This window comes from Embleya sp. NPDC055664, from assembly GCF_053618075.1.
In genome coordinates this window covers 228,076-248,718 of sequence record NZ_JBSHGZ010000009.1, presented here as the reverse complement: position 1 = coordinate 248,718, position 20,643 = coordinate 228,076, and the positions used below count along the sequence as shown (strand labels likewise).

General features: G+C 71.8%; 21 protein-coding genes. 15 read left to right on the top strand and 6 right to left on the bottom strand.

The genetic code is table 11. The features are described from left to right. The first annotated feature begins 64 nt into the window (after positions 1-64). Positions 65-487 (top strand): CBS domain-containing protein, encoded by a 423-nt coding sequence (locus tag ACWGR4_RS18660; RefSeq protein WP_380011570.1) that lies wholly within the window; start codon positions 65-67, stop codon positions 485-487. A 98-nt stretch (positions 488-585) separates the two neighbouring features. Here ACWGR4_RS18660 and ACWGR4_RS18655 read toward each other — a convergent pair whose 3' ends face one another. Continuing rightward, positions 586-1,452 (bottom strand): universal stress protein, encoded by an 867-nt coding sequence (locus tag ACWGR4_RS18655; RefSeq protein WP_452133257.1) that lies wholly within the window; start codon positions 1,450-1,452, stop codon positions 586-588. 291 nt (positions 1,453-1,743) lie between these two features. On the opposite strand from ACWGR4_RS18655, the gene ACWGR4_RS18650 reads away from it, so the two are divergent. From ACWGR4_RS18650 to ACWGR4_RS18605, 10 genes are all read left to right on the top strand, one after another. Then, positions 1,744-2,256, top strand: a complete 513-nt coding sequence (locus ACWGR4_RS18650) for a methylated-DNA--[protein]-cysteine S-methyltransferase (RefSeq protein WP_452133258.1) — start codon at positions 1,744-1,746, stop codon at positions 2,254-2,256. 43 nt (positions 2,257-2,299) lie between these two features. Further along, the gene (locus ACWGR4_RS18645; protein WP_380011561.1) at positions 2,300-2,782 is read left to right on the top strand and encodes an RNA polymerase sigma factor; all 483 of its coding nucleotides are present in this window, start codon (positions 2,300-2,302) and stop codon (positions 2,780-2,782) included. Positions 2,783-2,786: 4 nt separating this feature from the next. Continuing rightward, positions 2,787-3,440 (top strand): methylated-DNA--[protein]-cysteine S-methyltransferase, encoded by a 654-nt coding sequence (locus ACWGR4_RS18640; RefSeq protein ID WP_452133259.1) that lies wholly within the window; start codon positions 2,787-2,789, stop codon positions 3,438-3,440. Positions 3,441-3,524: 84 nt separating this feature from the next. Next, positions 3,525-3,983, top strand: coding sequence for a hypothetical protein (locus tag ACWGR4_RS18635; RefSeq protein ID WP_452133260.1), 459 nt, complete (start codon positions 3,525-3,527; stop codon positions 3,981-3,983). Between the two features lie 164 nt (positions 3,984-4,147). Continuing rightward, complete coding sequence (locus ACWGR4_RS18630) at positions 4,148-4,579, top strand: GNAT family N-acetyltransferase (RefSeq protein WP_380039072.1); 432 nt, start codon at positions 4,148-4,150, stop codon at positions 4,577-4,579. A 209-nt stretch (positions 4,580-4,788) separates the two neighbouring features. Next, positions 4,789-5,034 (top strand): DUF5999 family protein, encoded by a 246-nt coding sequence (locus ACWGR4_RS18625; RefSeq protein WP_452133261.1) that lies wholly within the window; start codon positions 4,789-4,791, stop codon positions 5,032-5,034. Positions 5,035-5,267: 233 nt separating this feature from the next. After that, positions 5,268-6,440, top strand: coding sequence for a type III polyketide synthase (locus tag ACWGR4_RS18620; protein WP_452133262.1), 1,173 nt, complete (start codon positions 5,268-5,270; stop codon positions 6,438-6,440). A gap of 46 nt (positions 6,441-6,486) precedes the next feature. Next, positions 6,487-8,268 (top strand): carboxyl transferase domain-containing protein, encoded by a 1,782-nt coding sequence (locus ACWGR4_RS18615; RefSeq protein ID WP_452133263.1) that lies wholly within the window; start codon positions 6,487-6,489, stop codon positions 8,266-8,268. Next, entirely contained in the window at positions 8,265-8,738 is a 474-nt protein-coding gene (accB, locus tag ACWGR4_RS18610; RefSeq protein WP_380011543.1) for an acetyl-CoA carboxylase biotin carboxyl carrier protein, read from the top strand. The genes ACWGR4_RS18615 and accB overlap by 4 nt, the downstream gene beginning before the upstream one ends. Positions 8,739-8,744: 6 nt before the next feature. Then, on the top strand, positions 8,745-10,091 hold the full coding sequence (locus tag ACWGR4_RS18605) for an acetyl-CoA carboxylase biotin carboxylase subunit (RefSeq protein ID WP_452133264.1): 1,347 nt from the start codon (positions 8,745-8,747) through the stop codon (positions 10,089-10,091). Positions 10,092-10,690: 599 nt separating this feature from the next. On the opposite strand, the gene ACWGR4_RS18600 is transcribed toward ACWGR4_RS18605, so the two are convergent. The 4 genes from ACWGR4_RS18600 to ACWGR4_RS18585 all read right to left on the bottom strand — a co-directional run bounded on the left by ACWGR4_RS18600 (position 10,691) and on the right by ACWGR4_RS18585 (position 16,859). Continuing rightward, entirely contained in the window at positions 10,691-12,781 is a 2,091-nt protein-coding gene (locus ACWGR4_RS18600) for a GAF domain-containing sensor histidine kinase (RefSeq protein WP_452133912.1), read from the bottom strand. Positions 12,782-12,998: 217 nt separating this feature from the next. Beyond that, on the bottom strand, positions 12,999-13,652 hold the full coding sequence (locus ACWGR4_RS18595; RefSeq protein WP_380011966.1) for a response regulator: 654 nt from the start codon (positions 13,650-13,652) through the stop codon (positions 12,999-13,001). 233 nt (positions 13,653-13,885) lie between these two features. Further along, entirely contained in the window at positions 13,886-16,396 is a 2,511-nt protein-coding gene (lanKC, locus tag ACWGR4_RS18590; RefSeq protein ID WP_452133913.1) for a class III lanthionine synthetase LanKC, read from the bottom strand. A gap of 271 nt (positions 16,397-16,667) precedes the next feature. Continuing rightward, entirely contained in the window at positions 16,668-16,859 is a 192-nt protein-coding gene (locus tag ACWGR4_RS18585; protein ID WP_452133914.1) for a hypothetical protein, read from the bottom strand. A 327-nt stretch (positions 16,860-17,186) separates the two neighbouring features. Here ACWGR4_RS18585 and ACWGR4_RS18580 point away from each other — a divergent pair, with 327 nt between their 5' ends. The 3 genes from ACWGR4_RS18580 to ACWGR4_RS18570 all read left to right on the top strand — a co-directional run bounded on the left by ACWGR4_RS18580 (position 17,187) and on the right by ACWGR4_RS18570 (position 19,576). After that, a complete protein-coding gene (locus tag ACWGR4_RS18580; protein WP_452133915.1) occupies positions 17,187-18,266 on the top strand; it encodes an NAD(P)H-dependent amine dehydrogenase family protein in 1,080 nt (359 codons plus the stop codon). Continuing rightward, positions 18,263-18,742 (top strand): carboxymuconolactone decarboxylase family protein, encoded by a 480-nt coding sequence (locus tag ACWGR4_RS18575; RefSeq protein ID WP_380011525.1) that lies wholly within the window; start codon positions 18,263-18,265, stop codon positions 18,740-18,742. The genes ACWGR4_RS18580 and ACWGR4_RS18575 overlap by 4 nt, the downstream gene beginning before the upstream one ends. Positions 18,743-18,856: 114 nt before the next feature. After that, on the top strand, positions 18,857-19,576 hold the full coding sequence (locus ACWGR4_RS18570; protein WP_452133673.1) for a TetR/AcrR family transcriptional regulator: 720 nt from the start codon (positions 18,857-18,859) through the stop codon (positions 19,574-19,576). Between the two features lie 21 nt (positions 19,577-19,597). Here ACWGR4_RS18570 and ACWGR4_RS18565 read toward each other — a convergent pair whose 3' ends face one another. Beyond that, the gene (locus tag ACWGR4_RS18565) at positions 19,598-19,972 is read right to left on the bottom strand and encodes a cupin domain-containing protein (protein ID WP_380011519.1); all 375 of its coding nucleotides are present in this window, start codon (positions 19,970-19,972) and stop codon (positions 19,598-19,600) included. Between the two features lie 111 nt (positions 19,973-20,083). Between ACWGR4_RS18565 and ACWGR4_RS18560 the strand changes: the two genes are divergently transcribed. Then, entirely contained in the window at positions 20,084-20,524 is a 441-nt protein-coding gene (locus ACWGR4_RS18560) for a MarR family winged helix-turn-helix transcriptional regulator (protein ID WP_380011516.1), read from the top strand. The last annotated feature ends 119 nt before the right edge of the window (positions 20,525-20,643 follow it).

Here is a 20,643-nt window from a genome sequence, read left to right as displayed (position 1 = left end):
GCGGGCTTCGCCGCGCGGTTTCGGCCGCCGCCGTCGGCGGCGGATTTCCGGAGAGGTACACATCATGACCATGGCCAGGGACATCATGCACGAGGGCGCGCAGTGGATTCCGCGGACGGAGACGTTGGACCGGGCGGCCCAGTTGATGCTTCGGCTCGACGTGGGCTCGTTGCCGGTCGCCGATGCGAACGAACGACTGTGCGGCATCATCACCGATCGCGACATCGTCACCAAGTGTGTTGCCCTCGGCCACGATCCGGCCAAGGTGACGGCGGGCGACCTGTGCGAGGGCACACCGCGCTGGATCGACGCCGAGGCGGACATCGGCGAGGTGTTGCACGAGATGCAGGAACACCGGATTCGGCGACTGCCGGTGATCGATCACAAGCGCCTGGTCGGCATGATCAGCGAGGCGGATCTGGCCCGGCACCTGACGGACGAGCAGATAGCCGCCTTCGCGGAAAGCGTGTACGCGGCGTCTCGCTAGTCGCCGGCCGCTTTCGTCGACGGCCGTTCCCCGCAGCCCGGTTCGATCTCCCGCGGCGCGGGGGACGGCCGTTGCGCGTGGGCCGGGCGCCGACGCGGTCAGTGGATGGGCACCACGCCCACCGGACACCGCGCGTGGTGCAGGACGGCGTGCGTGGTCGGGCCGAGCCGCATCGGCAGGTGGCCGCGCCTGCGGTGCGCGGCGACCACCACGAGGGCGCTGTCGATCGAGGCGTCGACCAGGTCGCGGCCCGCCGTTCCGTTCATCACCACGGTGTCCACGGGCAGTTCGGGATCCGCGGTACGGATCCTGCCGAGCGCGTTGTCCACCATCCTGATGCGCTCCGCCCGGACCGCCTCCACGTCGATCATGTTCGGCAACACCAGGCTCGGCGCCAGGCCGGTGACCGGGAGCGCCCACGAGTGCACGGCGCGCAGTCCGCCGCCGAGGCGTCGCGCGTGGTCGGCCGCGAAGTCCGCGGCGGGGCCGTCCTCGGGGCCGCCGACGCCGACCACGACGCCGCGCGCGTCCACGGCCGCCGGGGTGTGTACGACGACCACCGGACAACTGCTGTGCGCGCACACCCGCAACGACACCGAGCCCAGGAGCAGCCCGGTGAAGCCGCCGTGTCCACGACTGCCGACCACGACGGTGTCGCACCGGGCACTCGCGGCGAGCAACGACTCGGCGCTGTCGCCCTCGCGGACCGAGGTCTCCACGGCCAACGCGGGAAAGTCCGCGCGGATCCGCGCCGCGGCCGTGTCGATCAGCGCGTGGGCGCGCTCGCGGACCTCGGCACGATGCTGATGGCCGAGCCCGCCGACGGGCACCGCGGTGACGATGTACAGCGGCACCCGGCGCGCGGCGGCGTCCCGCGCCGCCCAGTGCACCGCGTGTTCGGCCGCGGCCGAACCGTCGTGACCGACCAGGACCCCGAGACCGACTTCACTGTGTGGGGACGACATGGCACTCACCTCTAGAGGGCATCCACCCCGCTCATACCCGCTCCGGGGGTACCGGGTTCCACCTGGTTGATGCCCGTTCCGGGGGGTACCGAGTTCCACTCGGTTGATGCCCGCTCCGACGGGTGCCGAGTTCGACGAGATCGACCCGGGACCTCACATTCGGCCGCGCCCACGCGTCTACCCGATACGGAGTCGATACCGAGTCGACACGGTCCGACACACACCAGCACATACCGACACAGGGCCGCGGGCCGCACGCGGCAGCCGTACATCGCAGAGGAGACCGGCATCATGGACACCCGCCACGCGCTCGTGGACACCTCCCTGGGCGCACTGACCGTGGTGGCCGCGGACGACGCGGTCGTCGGGCTCTACTTTCCGGGGCACTGGTACCTGCCGCCCGAGGAGAGCCTGGGCCGCCGGGTCGACCACCACGACGACCCGCTCCTGGCCCGGACCGCGGCCCAACTGGTCGAGTATCTGGCCGGCGAGCGCACCTCGTTCGACGTGCCGACGGCCACCCACGGCGACCCGTTCCAGGAGCAGGTGTGGGCGATGTTGCGGGAGATCCCGTTCGGCGAGACCACGACCTACGGAGCACTCGCCGAGCGGCTGGGCAACAAGGCGCTGGCCCAGTCGGTCGGCCAGGCCGTCGGGCACAATCCGATCTCCATCATCGTCGCCTGTCACCGGGTGGTGGGCAGCGACGGCAAGCTCACGGGCTTCGCGGGCGGCCTCGCCCGCAAACGTACGCTGCTGGATCTGGAGGAGTCCGACGCGTCGAAGGCGGCCCGGCTGTTCTGAGCGCCCACCGGGCACGGGAGCGACGCCGTACGGGATCGGGGAGATGAAGCAACCTTTCGAACGGGTCGTCGACGAACACGGGGACACCGTCCTTCGGGTCTGCCGGGCGATCGTGGGCGTGCACGACGCCGAGGACGCCTGGTCGGAGACCTTCCTCGCCGCCCTGCGCGCCTACCCCGACCTGCCCGAGGACGCCAACGTGCAGGCCTGGCTGGTGACCATCGCGCACCGCAAGGCCATCGACATCACCCGCGCCCGGCGACGGCACGCGGTGGTCACCGACGACCTGCCCGAGCGGCCGTCGACCATCGGCGTGCCCGGCGCGGTCGACCACGAGTTGTGGGACGCGGTCAAGGCACTACCGCCCAAGCAGCGCCGAGCGGTGGCCTACCACCACTTCGCGGGCCTGCCCTACGCGGCCATCGCCGAGATCGTCGGCGGTACCCCGGCGGCCATCCGTCGCGCCGCGTCCGACGGGATCGGGGCGCTCCGCGCCGCGCTGTCCGCACCCACCCCGAAGGAGTAGCACCGTGATCGACACTCGCACCGACGACCCGGACACCTCCGCCCTCCGCGCCCGCGCCGTTTCGGGCCCGGACACCCTCGATCGGCTGCACGAGCGGCTGGTGGCCGCCGCGAGTCGGGATGGGCTCGTGGACGTGGCCTACACCAGCGTGGACACCCCCGTCGGATCGCTCCTGCTGGCCGCCACCGGGACCGGCCTGGTCCGGGTCGCCTTCGAGAGTGAGGACCACGACCTGGTCCTGGACACGCTGGCCGGCCGGCTCGGTCCGCGCGTGTTGCGCGCGCCGGCCCGCCTGGACCGCGCGGCCCGCGAACTCGACGAGTACTTCGCCGGCACCCGGACGCGCTTCGACCTGCCGCTCGACCTTGCGCTGTCCCGGGGATTCCGGCGGCTGGTGCAGCGCCGGCTCGCCGAGATCGAGTACGGGGACACCTGGAGCTACGCGCGGGTGGCGCGCCTGGTCGGCAACCCCGGCGCGGTCCGCGCGGTGGGCACGGCGTGTGCGACCAACCCGCTGCCGATCGTGCTGCCCTGCCACCGGGTGCTGCGGGCCGACGGCACCCTCGGCGGCTACGCCGGCGGCCCGGCCCGGAAGTCCGCTCTGCTGGCCCTGGAGGCCGGCGGCCGGACCGGGGCCCGGTCCGGCGAAACCGGCTAGTCGGCGATCCCGAACGCCACGATCGGGGTCCGGAGGAAGGTTTCGGGCGAGCCGGTTACGACATGTGGACATACAGTGACTTTCATGGACGATTTCTTCGGCGTGTCGGGCGATGAGGCGCCCGGGGACGCGGTGCGCGAGTTGGCCGAACAGACCACCCGCCCGGACTGGGTCGAGCCGGATCCCGCGACGGACCTGGTGCCGCGCCTGCGGGTGGCCTGTGACCTGCCCGGTTCGCCCTGGCGGTTGCGCGGGACCACGCTCCTGCCGGGCGGCATCCTCGCCGTCGACGTCGAGCACGCCCGCCCCCGCAGCCCCCGCCTCCTCGCCGACGCCATCGAGCTGCTGGCCGGCGTCGCCGGCCCGGCCTTCTTCGTGCACCACACCGACGCCGCGACCTTCGACTGCGTCACCGGCACCCTGCGCAGCGACACCCCCGGCCCCGGCCGAGGCTACCTGCTCCGGCTGCGCCTGGTCGCGCCCGGGCCCGACGGCAGGCCCACCCTTCGGGCCCACGCGGAAGCCCTGATCCCCGCGCCCTGATCCCCGCGCTTCGAGCCTGCCGCCGAAACCACGCGGAAGCCGGGCCGGGCACCCGGGAGACCCGGACACCGGTACTCCGGGCGTGGTGCCCGGCGTTGCCGAACTGCCGCCCCGGGCCCGGATATCCGGTGGTTCGACGGCGGCGGGGCTGGTTGGATCCGGGGATGAACAGTCACTTCCCCGAGGGCTACGAGGTGTCCACCGATCCGACGCGGCTCGACGTGGCGACGATCCACCGATGGTTGTCCGAGGACGCCTACTGGGCGCTCGGCCGGCCGCGCGAGAAGCTGGAACGGGCGATCGCCGGCTCGCTCAACTTCGGGGTGTACGACGTCGTTTCCGGCGCCCAGGTCGGCTACGCCCGGGTGATCACCGACCGGGCCACCTTCGGCTGGCTCTGCGACGTCTACATCGATCCGACGGTGCGCGGCAAGGGTCTGGGCACGGCGCTCACGATCGCCGTCCGGGACGAGTTGGCGCCGGACGGGCTGCGCCGGATCATGCTCGCCACCGCCGACGCGCACGGGGTGTACGCCAAGGCGGGTTTCCGACGCCCGGCCTCGACGGACACGTGGATGGTGCTGGGCGAGCAGTGACCGCCGCGCCTGCCCACCCGGCCCGCGGCCGGCGGCCCCGGTCCGGGCGGGACACGGCCGGGCCGGCGGAGGGCCGCAGGCTCATTCGCTCGGGACACCGCCGGGCGCACGGTAGGTGCATGACTTACCAAGGCGACACGATCACGCGGGAGCTCGACGACCCGCTCCCGCCCTCGGCACCCGTAGCATCCCTCGGAAGGACCAGGATCATGTGCTGGCACATTCCCACCTGTCCCACCGCATCGGCCCCCGACCACCTCGCGGCCCACGTCGTCACCAGCCACCCCGAGCAGGGCTGGAGCCTGCTGTGCAACGGGGTGGTGATCTTCGAGGACACCGGCGCGCTGCTGCCCGACGGTGCCGTCGAGGCACCGCACCGGCCGGACCCGGAAGGATCGCCCGTCGACGGGCCCGCCCGGGTCCCGGCGCAGCGCCGACTGGAAACCGCCGGGTAGGCGGGCCGACCGCACCGATACCCACAAAGGACCGCACGCCCCGCGCGTGCGGTCCTCTTCGTGTGCGTCCGGGGAGGCGCGGCGGGTGTTCCAAGGGGTGCGACCGCCTCGTTCGGTCCCGAGGTGTTCCGGGACTCGGGACGGGACTTCGGCCTCAGGTGAACGGGACCCGGGCGCACCGAGGGTTGTGGACACATCGCCCCGCAGTTCCGAACGATAGAGAGAGGCACCCCGTGAGTACTCTGTGCCGGCCCGCCGTGGCCGTCCCCGAGAACATCGTCACGCTGGACGAGTCGATCGACATCGCCCGCCGGCTGCATGCCGACAACCCGCGGCTGCCGCTGGCGCTGCGGCTGATCGGCAACACCGGTGTCCGCAGGCGACACCTCGTGCAACCGCTCGAACAGACCCTGCGGCACCCGGGTTTCGAGGCGCGCAACCTCGTCTACGAGCGGGAGGCCAAGCGCCGGGTGCCGCCCGTGGTCTATCAGGCGCTGGCCAACGCGGAGTTGGGCGTGCGGGACATCGATCTGCTGATCTACGTCTCGTGCACCGGCTTCACCATGCCCTCGATGACCGCCTGGCTGGTCGAGGCACTGGGCATGCGCTCGGACACGCGCCAGTTGCCGATCGCCCAGCTCGGGTGTGCCGCCGGTGGCGCGGCGATCAATCGGGCGCACGACTTCTCCACCGCCTATCCCGACGCCAACGTGCTGATCGTGGCCTGCGAGTTCTGCTCGCTGTGCTACCAGCCCGGCGACGACGACATCGGCTCGCTGCTGTCCGACGGGTTGTTCGGCGACGCGGTGGCGGCGGCGGTGGTGCGCGGTTCGGGTGGTACGGGGGTTCGCCTGGAACGCAACGCCTCCTACCTGATCCCGCACACCCAGGACTGGATCTCGTACGCCGTCAAGGAGACCGGTTTCCACTTCCGGTTGGACAAGCGGGTGCCGGGCACGATGGAGCCGCTGGCGCCGGTGATCGCCGATCTGGTGAGCCGACACACGTGGGACGCCTCGGCGTTGGACTTCTACGTCGTGCACGCCGGCGGCCCGCGCATCCTGGACGACCTGAGCCGATTCCTCGGCGTCGACAAACACGCGTTCCGGCACAGCCGGGCCACGCTCACCGAGTACGGGAACATCGCCAGCGCGGTGGTGTTCGACGCGCTCGACCGGCTGTTCGCCGAGGGTGAGCCGAGTGTCGGCGGGCGCGGCATCGTGGCCGGATTCGGCCCGGGGATCACCGCCGAGATGGCGCTCGGTACCTGGACCCGCGGCGCGCCGCCCGTCGAGCACCGCCGGCGTGGGCGCACCCGGGGCCGGGTCACCGGGCAGCGGTCCGCGCCCGTGCAGCCCGCGACCTCGCCCGTGCACCCGGCGGTCTCGCCCGTGTGGCCGGGATGAGGCCGCCGAGCCGACCGTCCGCCGAACCCAGCACCGGGAGATCTCGATGAACGCGAAAACCTCCGATCCCGCCGATCCCGCCGGGGCGCCGGTCACGGACTGGCTGGCCTGTCCGCGCTGTCGGGCGCTCGTGTACCGCAAACGGTTCGAGCGGGCCGACGGGGTGTGTCCGAGTTGTGGGACGCACGCGCCGCTGAGTGCGGCACGGCGCCTGGACGCGCTGCTCGATCCGGGCAGCGCCCGGCCGTTGACCGCCGCCGAGACGGTGCACGACCCGCTCTCGTTCGCCGATCTGAAGCCGTATCCGGACCGGTTGTCCGCCGCCCGCGCGGCCACGGGGCACGCGGACGCGGTGCGGGTGGCGGCCGGCACGGTGTTCGGGTATCCGGTGGTGGTCGCCGCGATGGACTTCGCCTTCATGGGCGGCAGTCTGGGCGTAGCCGCCGGGGAGGCGGTGGCGATGGCCGCCGAGGTCGCGCTGGCCCGGCGGGCGCCGCTGGTCCTGGTCACCTCGTCGGGCGGGGCGCGGATGCAGGAGGGCGCGCTGGCGCTGATGCAGATGGCCAAGACCGCGGCGGCGATGGCGGCGCTCGACGAGGCCGGCATCCTCACCGTCACGGTGATCGCCGATCCGACCTACGGCGGGGTGGCCGCCTCGTTCGCCACTCTCGCCGACGTGGTGGTGTGCGAGCCGGGGGCGCGGATGGGGTTCGCCGGCCCGCGCGTGATCGAACAGACCATCGGGCAGCGGCTTCCGGACGGCTTCCAGACGGCCGAGTTCCTGCTGCGGCACGGCCTGGTGGACGCGGTGCACCCGCGCGGCGAACTGCGCCGTACGCTCGCGGTCCTGCTGGCCTCGGCGCGCGGACACCTCGACCGCACCGGGCCGCCGCGCGCCGGTCGGGACGATCGGGTCGCGGAACTGCCGCGTCCCGCACCGGCGACGGTGGTGCGCGATCCCGCGCGGCTCGCCGTGCGGTCCGCGCCGGAGGTGGTCGCGGCGGCCCGGGACCTGCGGCGGCCGACCACGCGCGACCACCTCGCGTACTGGATGGACACCTTCGTCGAACTGCACGGCGATCGGGCGGGCGCGGACTGCCCGGCGATCGTCGGTGGCCTCGGCACGGTGGAGAGCCGGTCCGTGGTGGTGCTCGGCCACCAGAAGGGGCACACCACCGCCGAACTGGTGCGGGCCAATTTCGCGATGGCCTCGCCCGCCGGCTACCGCAAGGCGATCCGGCTGGCCCGGCTCGCCGAGAAGATCGGCGTGCCGCTCGTGACGCTGATCGACACCCCCGGGGCGCATCCGGGGATCGAGGCGGAGCAGCAGGGCCAGGCCGGGGCGATCGCGGACTGCCTGCGGGTGTTCACCGGGCTGCGGGTGCCCGTGGTGGCGGTGGTCACCGGGGAGGGCGGCAGCGGCGGGGCGCTGGCGCTCGGCGTCGCCGATCGGGTGTTGATCGGCGCGAACGCGCTCTACTCGGTGATCAGCCCCGAGGGTTGCGCGGCGATCCTGTGGAAGACCCGGGAGGAGAGCCCGGCGGCGGCCCGCGCGTTGGGTCTCGACGCCCGGTCGCTGCTCGAACTGGGCGTGGTGGACGGGGTGGTGCCCGAGCCCGAGGGCGGTGCGCAGGCCGATCCGGCCGCCGCGAGCCTGATCCTGCGAGACGCGGTGCTGGGCACGCTGGACGAACTCGCCGTGCTCGATCCGGCCGAACGGGTGCGCCGACGGCGGCGGCGACTGCGCGGCTTCGGACTGCCCGGGCCGACCGCGACCGGTTCGGACCGGGCGCGCTTCGAGGACACCGACGAGGAGGAATCGGCATGACCGGCGCCGACCACCAAGGCCCGGCGGCCACCCTGGCCGCACTGCACGCCGCGCTCGACCGGGTGTTGCACGATGCCTCGCGACCGCCCACGCACGTCGTGGTGCGGTCCGGAGGGGAGAGCATCGAGCTGACCTGGTCGGCCGCGGTCGCCCCGCCGCCCGCACCCGAGGCGGTCCCGCCCGCGCCGGTCGAGGCGCAGCGAGAGCCGGCGGCGAGCGAGGGACACCTCGTCCGCGCCCCGCTGGTCGGCACCTTCTACGCCGCGCCCGAACCCGGCGCGCCGCCGTTCGTCGCGGTCGGCGACCTCGTCGAGGCGGGGCAACAGGTGGCCATCATCGAGGCGATGAAGCTGATGAACCCGATCGAGGCGGACCGCGCCGGTCGGGTCACCGCCGTACTGGTCAAGAACGGCGACGGGGTCGGCTACGACGAGCCGCTCTTCGAACTCGACTGCGACGGGCAGGGGTGAACCACCGTGTTCGACACCGTATTGATCGCCAACCGCGGCGAGATCGCGCTGCGCGTGGTGCGCACCTGCCGGGACCTGGGCATCACCAGCGTGGTGGTGCACTCGGGGGTGGACGCGGATTCGGCCGCGGCGCGGGCCGCCGACCGGCGGATCAACATCGGCCCGGCCGATCCGCGCCGAAGCTATCTCTACGCTCCGGCGGTGATCGAGGCGGCCCGGCTGACCGGGGCGCAGGCCGTGCATCCCGGATACGGATTCCTGTCCGAGGACCCGGACTTCGCCACGATCTGCGCGGAGAACGGGCTGGTCTTCGTCGGCCCGGCGGCCGAGGTGATGGCCCGCCTCGGCGACAAGTCCACCGCTCGGCAAATGATGGCCGACGCCGGGCTGCCGGTGGTGCCGGGCTCGCGCGAGCCGGTGGGCACCGCCGACGAGGCGGCCGAGGTGGCGCGGCGGATCGGCTACCCGCTGATCGTCAAGGCGGTCGCGGGCGGGGGCGGGCGGGGGATGGCGGTGGTGCGCGACGCCGGCGCGCTGCTGCCCACGTTTCGGGCCACCCGCGCCGCGGCTCAGGCGGCGTTCGGCGACAACCGCGTATATATGGAGCAATACCTGTACGGCGCCCGGCACATCGAGATCCAGGTTCTGGCCGACGGGCACGGCAACGTGGTGCATCTCGGCGAGCGTGACTGTTCGGTGCAGCGCCGACATCAAAAGCTGGTCGAGGAGTCGCCGGCTCCGGAGTTGCCCGCCGGCCTGGCCGATCGCCTGGCCGGCTACGCGGTGGCCGGGTGCCGGGCCGCGGGGTATCGCGGCGCCGGCACCTTCGAGTTTTTGGTGCGTGGCGCGGAGGCGGCGTTCATCGAGGTGAACTCGCGGATCCAGGTGGAACATCCGGTGACCGAGATGGTCACCGGGATCGACATCGTCCGCGAGCAGCTGCGCATCGCCGCCGGGGAACCGCTGGGCTTCGACCAGGATCGGGTGGAGCGGCGCGGGGCCTCGGTGGAGTGTCGGATCAACGCCGAGGACCCGGCGCGCGACTTCGCGCCGTGCCCCGGCACGCTGACCGGATTCCGGGCGCCGGGCGGGCCGTTCGTCCGGGTCGACACGCACGCGTTCCCGGGGGCGCAGGCCCGCCCGGAGTACGACTCGCTGCTGGCCAAGGTGGTCACGTGGGGGCAGGACCGGGATCAGGCGCTGGCCCGGATGCGCCGGGCGCTGGGCGAATTGAGGGTGGAGGGACCGGGCGTGCACACCACGGCCGGGCTGCTTGCCGACGTGCTCGACGACCCGGACTTTTGTGCGGGCCGCCACGACACGACCCTGCTCGATCGACGGTCGGCGTCCTGACGACGGGGCATCCGGCGCGTCGACGGGGGTGCCCCGTCCGGGCCGGGTATCGGCTTGCGAAGCCGGGCCCGGCCCGAGCCTTCGAGGCGTCGGCCGGTTCGGTGCGCCGGATGTCCACATGATCTCGCCCCCATCGCCGGACGCGATGGGGGCGAGATTCTCGCTGTTCGACTGTTTCCCGACGTCCGGATCCCGATGTCACCGACCGGGTGGATCGGGATCCGCGACGATGGGCGCTCCGCTGGTGTGCCGGGCCTACGGTGGGTAGCGGTGGCCCGGGTCGGAGGTGGGCGAACTGCCCGGTGCCGACGGCCGGTGTGGCTTGCCCGGTTTCCCCGGTTTCCCCGGTTTCCCCGGCTTCGACGGGTGTTCACCACCCGGCTTGTCCGGTTCGCTCGGGTCGGGCAGCACGAAGCACTTCGGGTTCGGCGGAGTGCACGAGGCACCCTTGTCGATCCCATTCGGCTCGGATGGCTGTTCGCCCTTCGGGTGGGAATGGTGCGACATGTCGTCCTCCGTAGTAGTTGGGTGGGGATGCGGTGCTCCTGTTCTGCGACCGCTCCTCCACTCTCACGCAGCGCCGTCCCGGGCGCATGTGATCACGGTCCCGGCCCGGTCCGGGGCATGTCCCGGGTGTGTGGGCCGGGGCGCGGGATCACCGCACGCACGGTGGTGCCGTATTCGTCCCGGGTCGCGGTGAAGGTGCCGCCCAGCTCCTCGGCCCGATCGGCCATCGAGCGCAACCCCACCCCACCACCCGCGGCATCGGGGCCGGCCGGGTCGGGAGGCAGGCCCACACCGTCGTCGGTGATCTCGACGGTGACCCGGGTCTCGCTGATCCGGACCGCGAGCGCGGCGCGTCGGGCGCGGGCGTGCCGCACCACGTTGTTCAGTGCCTCGCCGCAGATCCGGTAGACCGCGACCTCGACGGCGGGGGCCAGTTCCGGCGGCGGGTCGGGGTCGAAGGTGATCTCGATCCGGGGGTGCCCGTCGCGGCCGGTGTCCAGGCGGTGTGCGGCGTCGCGGAGCGCGCCGGCCAGGCCCAGGCGCAGCAGCGCGGCGGGGGCGAGTCCGTCGGTGATCCGGCGCAGTTCGGTGATCGCCTCGCCGATCCCCTGCGAGGCGATCACGAGGGTGCCGGCGGCGGGGGTGTCGGGAGGTACGCAGGCTCGGGCGGTGTCGACCTGGAGGCGGGTGCCGGACAGCGCGGGGCCGAGGCCGTCGTGCAGGTCGTGCCGCAACCGGCGGCGGGCCTCCTCGCGGGCGAGCACGATGCGCTCGCGGCTCTCCTGCAACTCCTCGTACAGGCGTAGCGACGCGATGGCGGGGGCGGCCTGGTCGGCGAGGAAACGCAGCAGGTCCATGTCCTGCCGGTCGAGCGTGGTCTGGCCGACGCGTGGCGGTACGGACAACCGGCCGATGACGGCCCCCTCGTAGGCGAGCGGGAATTCGGTGCAGTCCTCGGGGAGAGTGCCCAGCCGGGCGAGTTCGCGTTCGCCGCGCCGGGTGTCGACGACGACGCTCGCACCGGGCAGGCCGAGGGTGTGTACGACGGTGCGGCACAACAACTCGGGGGCCGCGCCGGGAGCGACCGCGCGACTGAGCTGTTCGGCCAGGTCGCGGACCACCTGGTAGGGCTTGGCGCGTTCGCCGTAGTAGAAGCGATCGACCAGGCGCGCGCCCCAGCCGACGGTCGGGCGCAGCAGCGCACCGATGACGAGCGCGCCGCCGGCCACCACGATGGCGCCGGAGCTGTCGGCGCCGGGCAGGCGGTCGGACAGTTGCACGGCGATCGCCAGGTATCCGCCCATGAGCACCGCGGCCAGCGCGAACGCGGCCAACGCCCGGGAGACGGAGCGGTCCAGATGTCGGCGTCGGTCCCGGGCGAAGGCGTACGCGAAGGAGAGCTGCCACACGACGATGCCCCCGTAGATCAGGAAGTTGTAGATCGAGTCCGAGAGTTCGAGGTGGTAGCCGAGGAATTCCACGGCGAGCCAGAACACGTAGGGCAGCAGCGGCAGGAAGCGCACCGCGTGCGGGCCGGGGGAGCGCACCCAGCGCACCGTCATGATGGTCAGGCTCACGGCGATGACCAGGGGCGGGATCAGATCCTGGTGCGGGGTGACCCAATCGTTCAGCCACCGTTCCGCGTCGGCCCACACGCCCTGGTCCAGGAAGCCGGGCAGCCCGTACCAGTCGAAGCCGGCGTAGTCGCGGTAGGCGTGTACCGCGCTCCACACCACGACCAGCGCGACCCAGACCCGCACGACGCGGGAGCGTGGCAGTCGGCCGTCGGGGAGCCACAGGGGCAGCGCGTACATGGTGAACAAGTACACGGTGTCGGCGATCAGCCACAGCACGATGGCGAAGGCGGACCACCCCGGACCGGCGTCGGCGAACACCGCGCCGAGCAGGACCGCGTAGCCGACGGTGACCGCGACTCCGGTATAGAGCAGCAGGCGGCCCAGACCGGGCGCGGAGCGACGGGCGAGCACGAACAGGCCGGACAGCGCGAAGCCGCAGCCGAGCAGGACGAACACACCGGTCAGGCCGGGGTTGGGGGCCAGGCGCGGGTCGTCGAGGTGGGTGATCAGCAGGACCAGGGCGACCAGGCAGCTCAGCAGGCTGACGGCGCCCGCCCCGTAGACCCGGGCGGGTCCCGCCCGTTGCTCCAGCGCGGTGATGGGCATGTGGCCTCCTCACGGGACGTCGGCGGGGGACGTCGCGGACGAGTGGAGCCGGGGCGTCCCCGGCGGATCCGACGCGTGGGTGCCATCTGCGTTCGCCGGTCCCAGCGTGCGGCTCCCGTGGTCCCGGGCGCGGGAGGCACCGGTCCCGAGGCGGTCCCGAGGTGGGTCGGGACACCGGGGGCCGGGTGAGCGGGGAGCGGCCTTGGCGGGCGCCGATTCAGGGTTCGGTGGGGTGGTCGGCGCCCAGACCGACGTCGCGGGCCCGGGCCACCGCCTCGGCGCGGGTGCTCACGTGCAGCTTTTCGAAGATGTGGGTGATGTGGTTGCGCACGGTCTTCTCGGCGAGGAAGAGCCGGCGCGCGATGCGGCGGTTGTCCAGGCCGCGGGCGAGCAGGTCGAGCACCTCGCACTCGCGGTCGGTCAGCTCGGGGAAGACCCGCTCGCCGCCACGCCCTGCGGTGCCCGCGAGCAGTGCGGTCAGCCGGGGTACGGTCTGCGCGCCGAAGACAGCGCCGCCGGCGGCGACGGTGCGCACGGCGTGCAGCACCTCGTCCCGGGCGGCGCCCTTGACCAGATAGCCCCCGGCGCCCGCGCGTATCGCGGCGAGCAGGCTGCCGTCGTCGTCGGACATGGTCAGCACCAGGACCGGCACCGGCGTGTCGGCGACCAGGGCGCGGGTGGCCTCGATGCCCGAACCGTCGGGCAGGTTGAGGTCCATCACGACCAGGTCGGGCCGATGTTCGGCGACCGCCGGGATCACCGCGGCGGCGGTCTCCACCTCGGCGATCACGACGATGTCACCGGCGCTCTCCAGGGCCGCCCGCAGGCCGGCGCGGAACAGCGGATGATCGTCGACGATCACGATTCGCAACGGCACGGACCCGCATTCACCAACCACGCGGTACATACTACGCGTGAAAAGACCGTCACATTCCGTAAGTTCCGCATGTGGCGACGCCGGCGTCGCCACCCGGTCGGCCCGAGCCCGCGTGACCTGTCCCGCTGCTGGTGAGCCAATCCCAGTCGTTCCGAACCATCCGGAACGGTTCACATCGCCGGCTCCATGCAGTGAAGTCTGACCAGCAGCGATTCGACGGCGCCCCTTCAGTCCGAAGCGAGCAGGGACAACAGGGAGACCGGGGCGTCGGTCAGCGCGGCGTGCAGGGCCAGCAGGACACCGGCGGCGCCGGTGGCCAGATCAGCGGAGAACCGCAACATGTGGGCGCCGGGGATCAGGAGTTTGCCCGAGTCGTGGATGCCGTGCCAGGCCAACCGGGCGGCCTGGGCGGTGACCGCAGCGCGTGGTGCGCCGAGCGCGGCGAGTGCGGCCGCCAGCCCGGCCCGCCCTTGCAGCAGGCCTGCTTCCCGGACGAACAAGTTCGTGCAGGCCAGCCGGGTACCGGCGACAAAGGCGGTGATTTCGGGGTCGTCCTCGTCGGCCGCCGCGAGGTAGGCGTGGGCAACCGTGGCGATACCGGCGCTGCCCATACCCAGGTAGACGAGGTAGCGATTGCCCGACCGCTGCACCTGGACGGTTCCGTCCGGTCGGGTCACGCATCGTGACATGTCTTGGGCAAGGGCGGCGCGGGAAGCGCGGAGCCATTGGGTGTCGCCCGTGGCTTGGTGGAGCGCGAGATGCAGGAGTGCCGGGCCGCTCATGCCGAGGAGCAGTCCGGCCTCGTCCGGTGGGTCTGCCGGCTCGTCGGCCAGGCGCGCACCGATGCGAAGTGCCGCTGTGAGGTTGCCCAGTTTGAGGTGGACGAGCCCCACCCCGGCCGCTCCGGTGGCAAGTCCCCTCGCCGATGGAGGCGGTTCGGCGGCACGGTCGGCCAGTTCGAGGGCTTCCTCGCGGCGGCCGAGGTCCGCCAGCACGGAGGCGGCGCCGTGCAGGCCGTGGAAGAGCCCCCCGCCGGCGTTCGCGTCGGCGCTCCGTGCCGCCGTGAGCAACCAATCGGTGTATGTCTCCGGGACTGGTTCGCCGATTCGGTGGAGGGCGCCCAGTACACCCGCGGCGCCGTGCGCCAGCGTGTGCCCGCCATACGTGAACATCTCGGGGGAGCCCGGGAACAGCCGGTCGGTGCGTTCGGGGGTCGCGGCGGAGAGTACACCGGCTGTCAGGGCCCGACGCAGCGCCGGCCAGTCCGGGTGGGCGGCGAGGCCGTCCAGCCAACCCGCGTCATGGTCGGGAATGCCGAACAAGGCTCGTACGACGTTCTCGTCAACGTCGGGGGCGGGCATTGGTTCTTCGGCGGGAAACGGGTACCGGTCGATGACCAGTCGCACCATGGTGGTGGCTTTGCCTGGATGCCGCTCCCGCAGCTCGGTCATCGGCATCAGCATCCAGAGCCTGAGCATCCCCAGCGTGTGCAGGTCGGCCTCGGCGCCAGTGAGGTGGGCAGGCGGGGTGAAGCCGGTTGCGCCAGGGCGTGGGGCGGCCGGTTCATCAAGGGCTGCGGCATACTCGAAGTCGATCAAGGCGGCCGAGCCGTCCGGGCGGATGATGACGTTGCTGGGGTGCAGATCCCCGAACGCGATGCCGTTGGCGTGTACGGCAGTGAGAGCCTTCCGGATGCTGCCCACCACACCATCCACCCATGCAACGTAGTCGGCCAGATCCTGTCGGGTGTGCCCGACATGGACCAGAGGGCTTCGAGCGATGACCGCGTGCAGCAGCGTCTCGCCCTCTACGTACTCTTCTGCCAGATACAGATGTCCCCAGATTTCGTGCAGTCCGAATACCCGAGGGACGCACGGCAGTCCAGCAAGGCGGCGTAGTGTGGCGTACTCCCGGCGCAGCCGCTCCTGGGCGTCTGCACCAAATGGGTCCAGCCCGCTGTGCGGCCGAGCCTCGCGCAGGACAAGGCGGTCGCCGGTGCGAGGATCGTCGGCCAGGTAGACGCCGCCGGCATTGGTGAAGTGAAGGGCATCACGTACCACGTAGGGCGGGCCGGACTCTGTGTTGTTCTCACGAGCGTCCATGTGAGGCACGAGCACGTCAGGAATCGTCGCCCAGGTCGGGATGCGAAATACCGGCCGTCGCTCGTCGTGTTCGAATGCTCCGGACGGCCCCCGCAGTACTGCAGTCGGCACGCCGTCCGGCCCAGGACGGTACCGAGGGCGGAAGGCGCCGTAGCGTACGTGCACCGGGCTGCTGCCGATACGCAGGTCGCTGAGGATGTAGGGACCGCGCCTGCCCACCAGCGCGGCGGACAACTCCTCGACCAGCTTGCCGAACTGGGCGTCGTCCGCCGGGTAGATGGTGAGGAATTTGCCACTGCTGGACCGCGGAGTATGTGTCGCGGACATGATCCGTAGCATGTCCGGGCTACGTAGGAACTTGAACGGCACACCAGCGTCGAAGCAGATATCGGAGGCGGCGGCCAACGTGCTGCGAGCCTCTTCCGGGACGGCGGCGAGGTGGATTTTCCACCCTTGCTCGGGTGATTGATGATCGAGGGGGGTGAGCACGGTCCAGATGCCCTGAGCCGAGCAGCGCCATCCGCTGGGAGCTTCGGGGAGCGTGAAGTGCGTACCCGCGTCGGCCAAGTGGTAGAGGGCCTCGTAGTAGCGTCGGTCTGCCTGACAGTAGAGCTGGGTGGTCTGTAGGTCGGGCACAGGCTGCTCTTTCCCTGGTCCGGGGTTCGGGCGGAAGGGCCCGGCAGGTACCGACCCGCCCGGGTACCGCGTCCCGCCGGCTCAAGTGCCCGACCGTTGACAGGCCCGGGGCGCCGGCAGTGGGACGATACGACAGAAAGCCGGGGCACCCGTTGGGGCCCGGCTGAACCGTTCGGTGATACGCCCCGCCCTCGAAGTAAAGGCGGGGCGATTCAAGGCTTCCTGTAGGGCACGGAATTCGTGCCGCAGGCCGAGAGTTTGTGATATATCACTACTCGGCGGAGCTTGTGATGATGACGCTGAGCAGGCTGAAACACGTGCTGGCTTCGAGATCCTGCCCGGGGCGACCCTGTCGCTCCAGAATCCGATCCAGGGAATGGCCGATGGATTGCTCTGCCAGCTTCTTCACGTTTTCATACTCGGGGCCTTCGAGGATCTTTGAGACAGTCGATTCGCTTCCCATGGCGTTTTCTCCTGTGTGTGGGAGGGGGGAGACCTGCTGGTTCCGGCCGCGTTCCTTCCGCCTGCCATCTTTTCAGGTCCGTATAGGAAGCTATACCCGATTCGTCGGTATGGCCTGAGATGGGCCGCCATTCGAGGGCGGACCGTAGTCGTTTGGCGCAACAGCCCAGAGTTCCGCCGGCCCGCCTTCATTGCGACAGGACACCGGTCGCCCCGAGCCCGCGCCACGCCCGCCGATCGACCCGGTTGTGGCGCAACTGCCCCAACCGGTCAGGTTTTCCGGGCATGGCCCTAGGAACCGCCGGCACCCGTCGCTACCCTCCAGCGCATGATTTCCACGGTTGTCTGGGGTACCGGCAACGTCGGTCGCGCGGCCATTCGAGCCGTCGAGGCCCACCCGGCGCTCGACCTCGCGGCGGTGCTCGTGCACAACCCGGACAAGGTCGGCCGCGACGCGGGCGAACTCGCCGGACTCGACGGGACGCTGGGGGTCGCGGCGACCGACGACATCGACGCGGTGCTGGCCGCCGGGCCGGGGGCAGTGGTGTACGCGGCGTCGGGCGATATCCGCCCCGACGAGGCGCTGGCCGACATCGTGCGGGCGATCGAGGCCGGCGCGGTGGTGGTCACGCCCGCCCTGTACGCGCTCTACGATCCGACCAACGCCCCGGCGGAGCTGCGCGATCCGGTGCTGGCGGCGATCGCGGCGGGCGGCGGTTCGTTGTTCGTCTCGGGCGTCGACCCGGGGTGGGGCAACGACGTACTGCCGCTGCTGATCAGCGGATTGGGCACCACGGTCGACGCGATCCGCTGCCAGGAGATCTTCGACTACTCCACCTACGACCAGGAGGACTCGGTCCGCAACCTGGTCGGCATGGGCCAACCCATGGACTACGGCGCGCCGATGTTGTGGCCGGAGATGCCGACCATGGTGTGGGGCGGGCAGATCCGGCTGATGGCCCGGGCGCTCGGGGTGGAACTGGAGGAGATCCGCGAGACGATGGACCGTCGGGCGCTGGAGAGCACGGTGCGGACCTCGACGATGGGCGAGTTCGCGGCGGGCACACAGGGCGCGGTGCGGTTCGAGGTGCAGGGCATCGTCGAGGGCGAACCGCGCATCGTCATCGAACACGTCACCCGGATCCACCCGTCCTGCGCGCCCGACTGGCCGACGCCGCCCGACGGGGCCGGGGCGCACCGCGTGGTGATCGAGGGCCGGCCGCGGATCGAGGTCACGGTGGAGGCCACGGACGAGGGCGAGAACCGATCCGCCGGCGGCAACGCCACCGCCGTCGGGCGCCTGGTGGGCGCCATCGACTGGCTCGTGGCCGCCGAACCCGGGCTCTACGACGCACTCGACATTCCCCTTCGGCCGGCCGTGGGCAAACTGGGAAGGAAACACGCATGAGGATCGACATCCCCGAGGACAAGGACCCGATCGCCTACGTCTGGGGCGAGATGGTGCCGGAGATCGGCATCGCCGCCTCGACCTTCTCGATGAAGGTCTACGACCACAGCACGCTCGGACTGCGTGAGTTCGAGGCCGCGCGGTTGCGGATCGCGCAGATCAACGGCTGTGTGTTCTGCCTGGACTGGCGCACCGAACGGGACGGGGAGAAGGTCGAGGACGGCTTCGACGAGGCGGTCGCGCAATGGCGCACCACCGAGGTCTTCGACGACCGCACCCGGCTGGCCGCGGAGTACGCCGAGCGTTACGCGGAGGACCACCACAACCTGGACGACGAGTTCTGGGCCCGGATGTCCGCGCTGTACAGCCAGGCCGAGATCGTCGAACTGAGCATGGCGATCGGCTCCTGGCTGGCGTTCGGCCGGCTCAACCACGTGCTCGGCCTCGACACGGTGTGTGTGCTGACGCAGCACTGACGCCGAGCGGCCGGGCGCGGTCGCCCCGGTCGCCCGGTCGGCGGGCGACCGGGGCGGATCCCTCCCCATACGAGCGTTCGTATGGATCGGGAAGGCGCGTGGGACGATGGAGGTATGAGTCCGACACGTCCCGATTCGGCAGCCGGGTCGGCCCGCGAGCCGGTGGATCCGGTCGATGCCGACGATCCGGTCGATCGTGTCGACCCGATGGAGCCGGTGGATCCGGTCGCGTCCGGGACGACCGATCGGCGGCTGTTGCGCGGTGCTCGGGCTCGGCAGGTGATCGCGCGGCACGCCGTCGACGTGGCCTCCATGGAGGGGCTGAACGGTCTCAGCATCGGTCGCCTGGCCGGTGACCTGGGGCTGAGCAAGAGCGGCATCGCCACCCTGTTCGGCACCAAGGAGAAGTTGCAGCTCGCCGCCGCGGCCTGGGCGCACGCCGCCTTCCTCGACGCGGTCGTGCGTCCCGCCTCCGCCGCCCCGCGCGGCGCCGCGCGACTGCGGGCGCTGATCGAGCACTGGATCGGCTACGCCGAGACGCCGCTGTTTGCGGGCGGCTGCTTCTGGGCCGCCAACCTCCCCGACTTCGACAGCCGGCCCGGCCCGATCCGGGACGAACTGCTGCAACACCACCGCGGCTGGTTGGCCCTGCTCGCCGGAGAGGTGCGCCAGGCCGTCGAGGCCGGTGAGATCGTGGACCCCGACGCGGACCTGGCGGCGTTCCAGATCGACGCGGTGCTCACCGCGGCCAACACCGCGCTGCGCCTGGGCGACGCGGACGCGCCGGGCCGGGTCCGCCGGATCGTGGACACGCTGCTCGTGCCGCCGGCGTGAGGCGCGGGTGCGCGCGGCGGGTCAGGCGGCCCACGGCGGGGTGAACGGCTCCTGGCCGGCGAGCAGGCCCAGGCCGCCGACCGGGAGGATCGCCACCGCCTCGAACGGGTCCGGGCCGGGATTGGCGAGGGTGAACAGCGTCTCGGCCGGGACGATCAGCGCGTCGCCGGGTCCGAGGTCGAGGGTGTCGCCGTCCATGGTGACGACGGCCCGGCCGGAGAGCGCCACGAAGATCTCCTCCCGGGACAGGGCGTGTGGCGGACCCGCCGCGCCGGGCTTGAGGATTACCCGCCAGGCCGAGTTCTCGCCGGAGCCCCGGCTGGGGGCGGCCAACCCTACGAAGGTGGCGTGGTCGTTGTCGAAGACGGGGGCGTCGGCGGCTTTGACGAGCGGCATGGTGGTTCCTCCGGGTGATATCAACGGCTATGGTGAGCATCCTGAGTGTTCAACCGGGGTTGACAACCAAGGTGTGTAACCAGAGTTGAACATATGCGGGAGAGGCCGTCAATGGATTTCGGATTGTTGCTCGGGCACGCCTACGAGTCGTTCGTCCAGGAACTGCACGCGCACCTGACCGCCAACGGCGCGACCGTCGTGGGCGCGTCGTACGGCTTCGTGCTGCGCACCCTGGACGTGGCGGCGGTCACCACGAGCCAACTCGGCGACCGGCTCGGGATCACCGCGCAGGGGGCGGCGAAGATCGTCGACGACATGGTGGCGGCAGGATACGTGGAACGGCGGCCCGACCCGGCCGACGGTCGGGCCAAGCGGCTGTACCTGTCCCCGCAGGGCCGGGAACTGCTCGATCGGGTCCGGGCGTTCCACGCCGACTTCGAACGCCGCCTGGCCGAACGGCTCGGTGCCGAGGAGGTGGCGACCACGCGCGAGGTGTTGTCCCGCGTCGTGGCGACCACGCCCGACTCCACGCGCCTGTTCCGGTCCGTGTGACCGCCTCCGGACACGATGGAGTCGTGGGGGGGGGGGGGGGGGCGGCCCGGGGGGGGGGGGGGGGGGGGGGGGGCCGACCACGCCGCCCCGCAAGTGCAACAGGCCGGGCAGGACCGCCG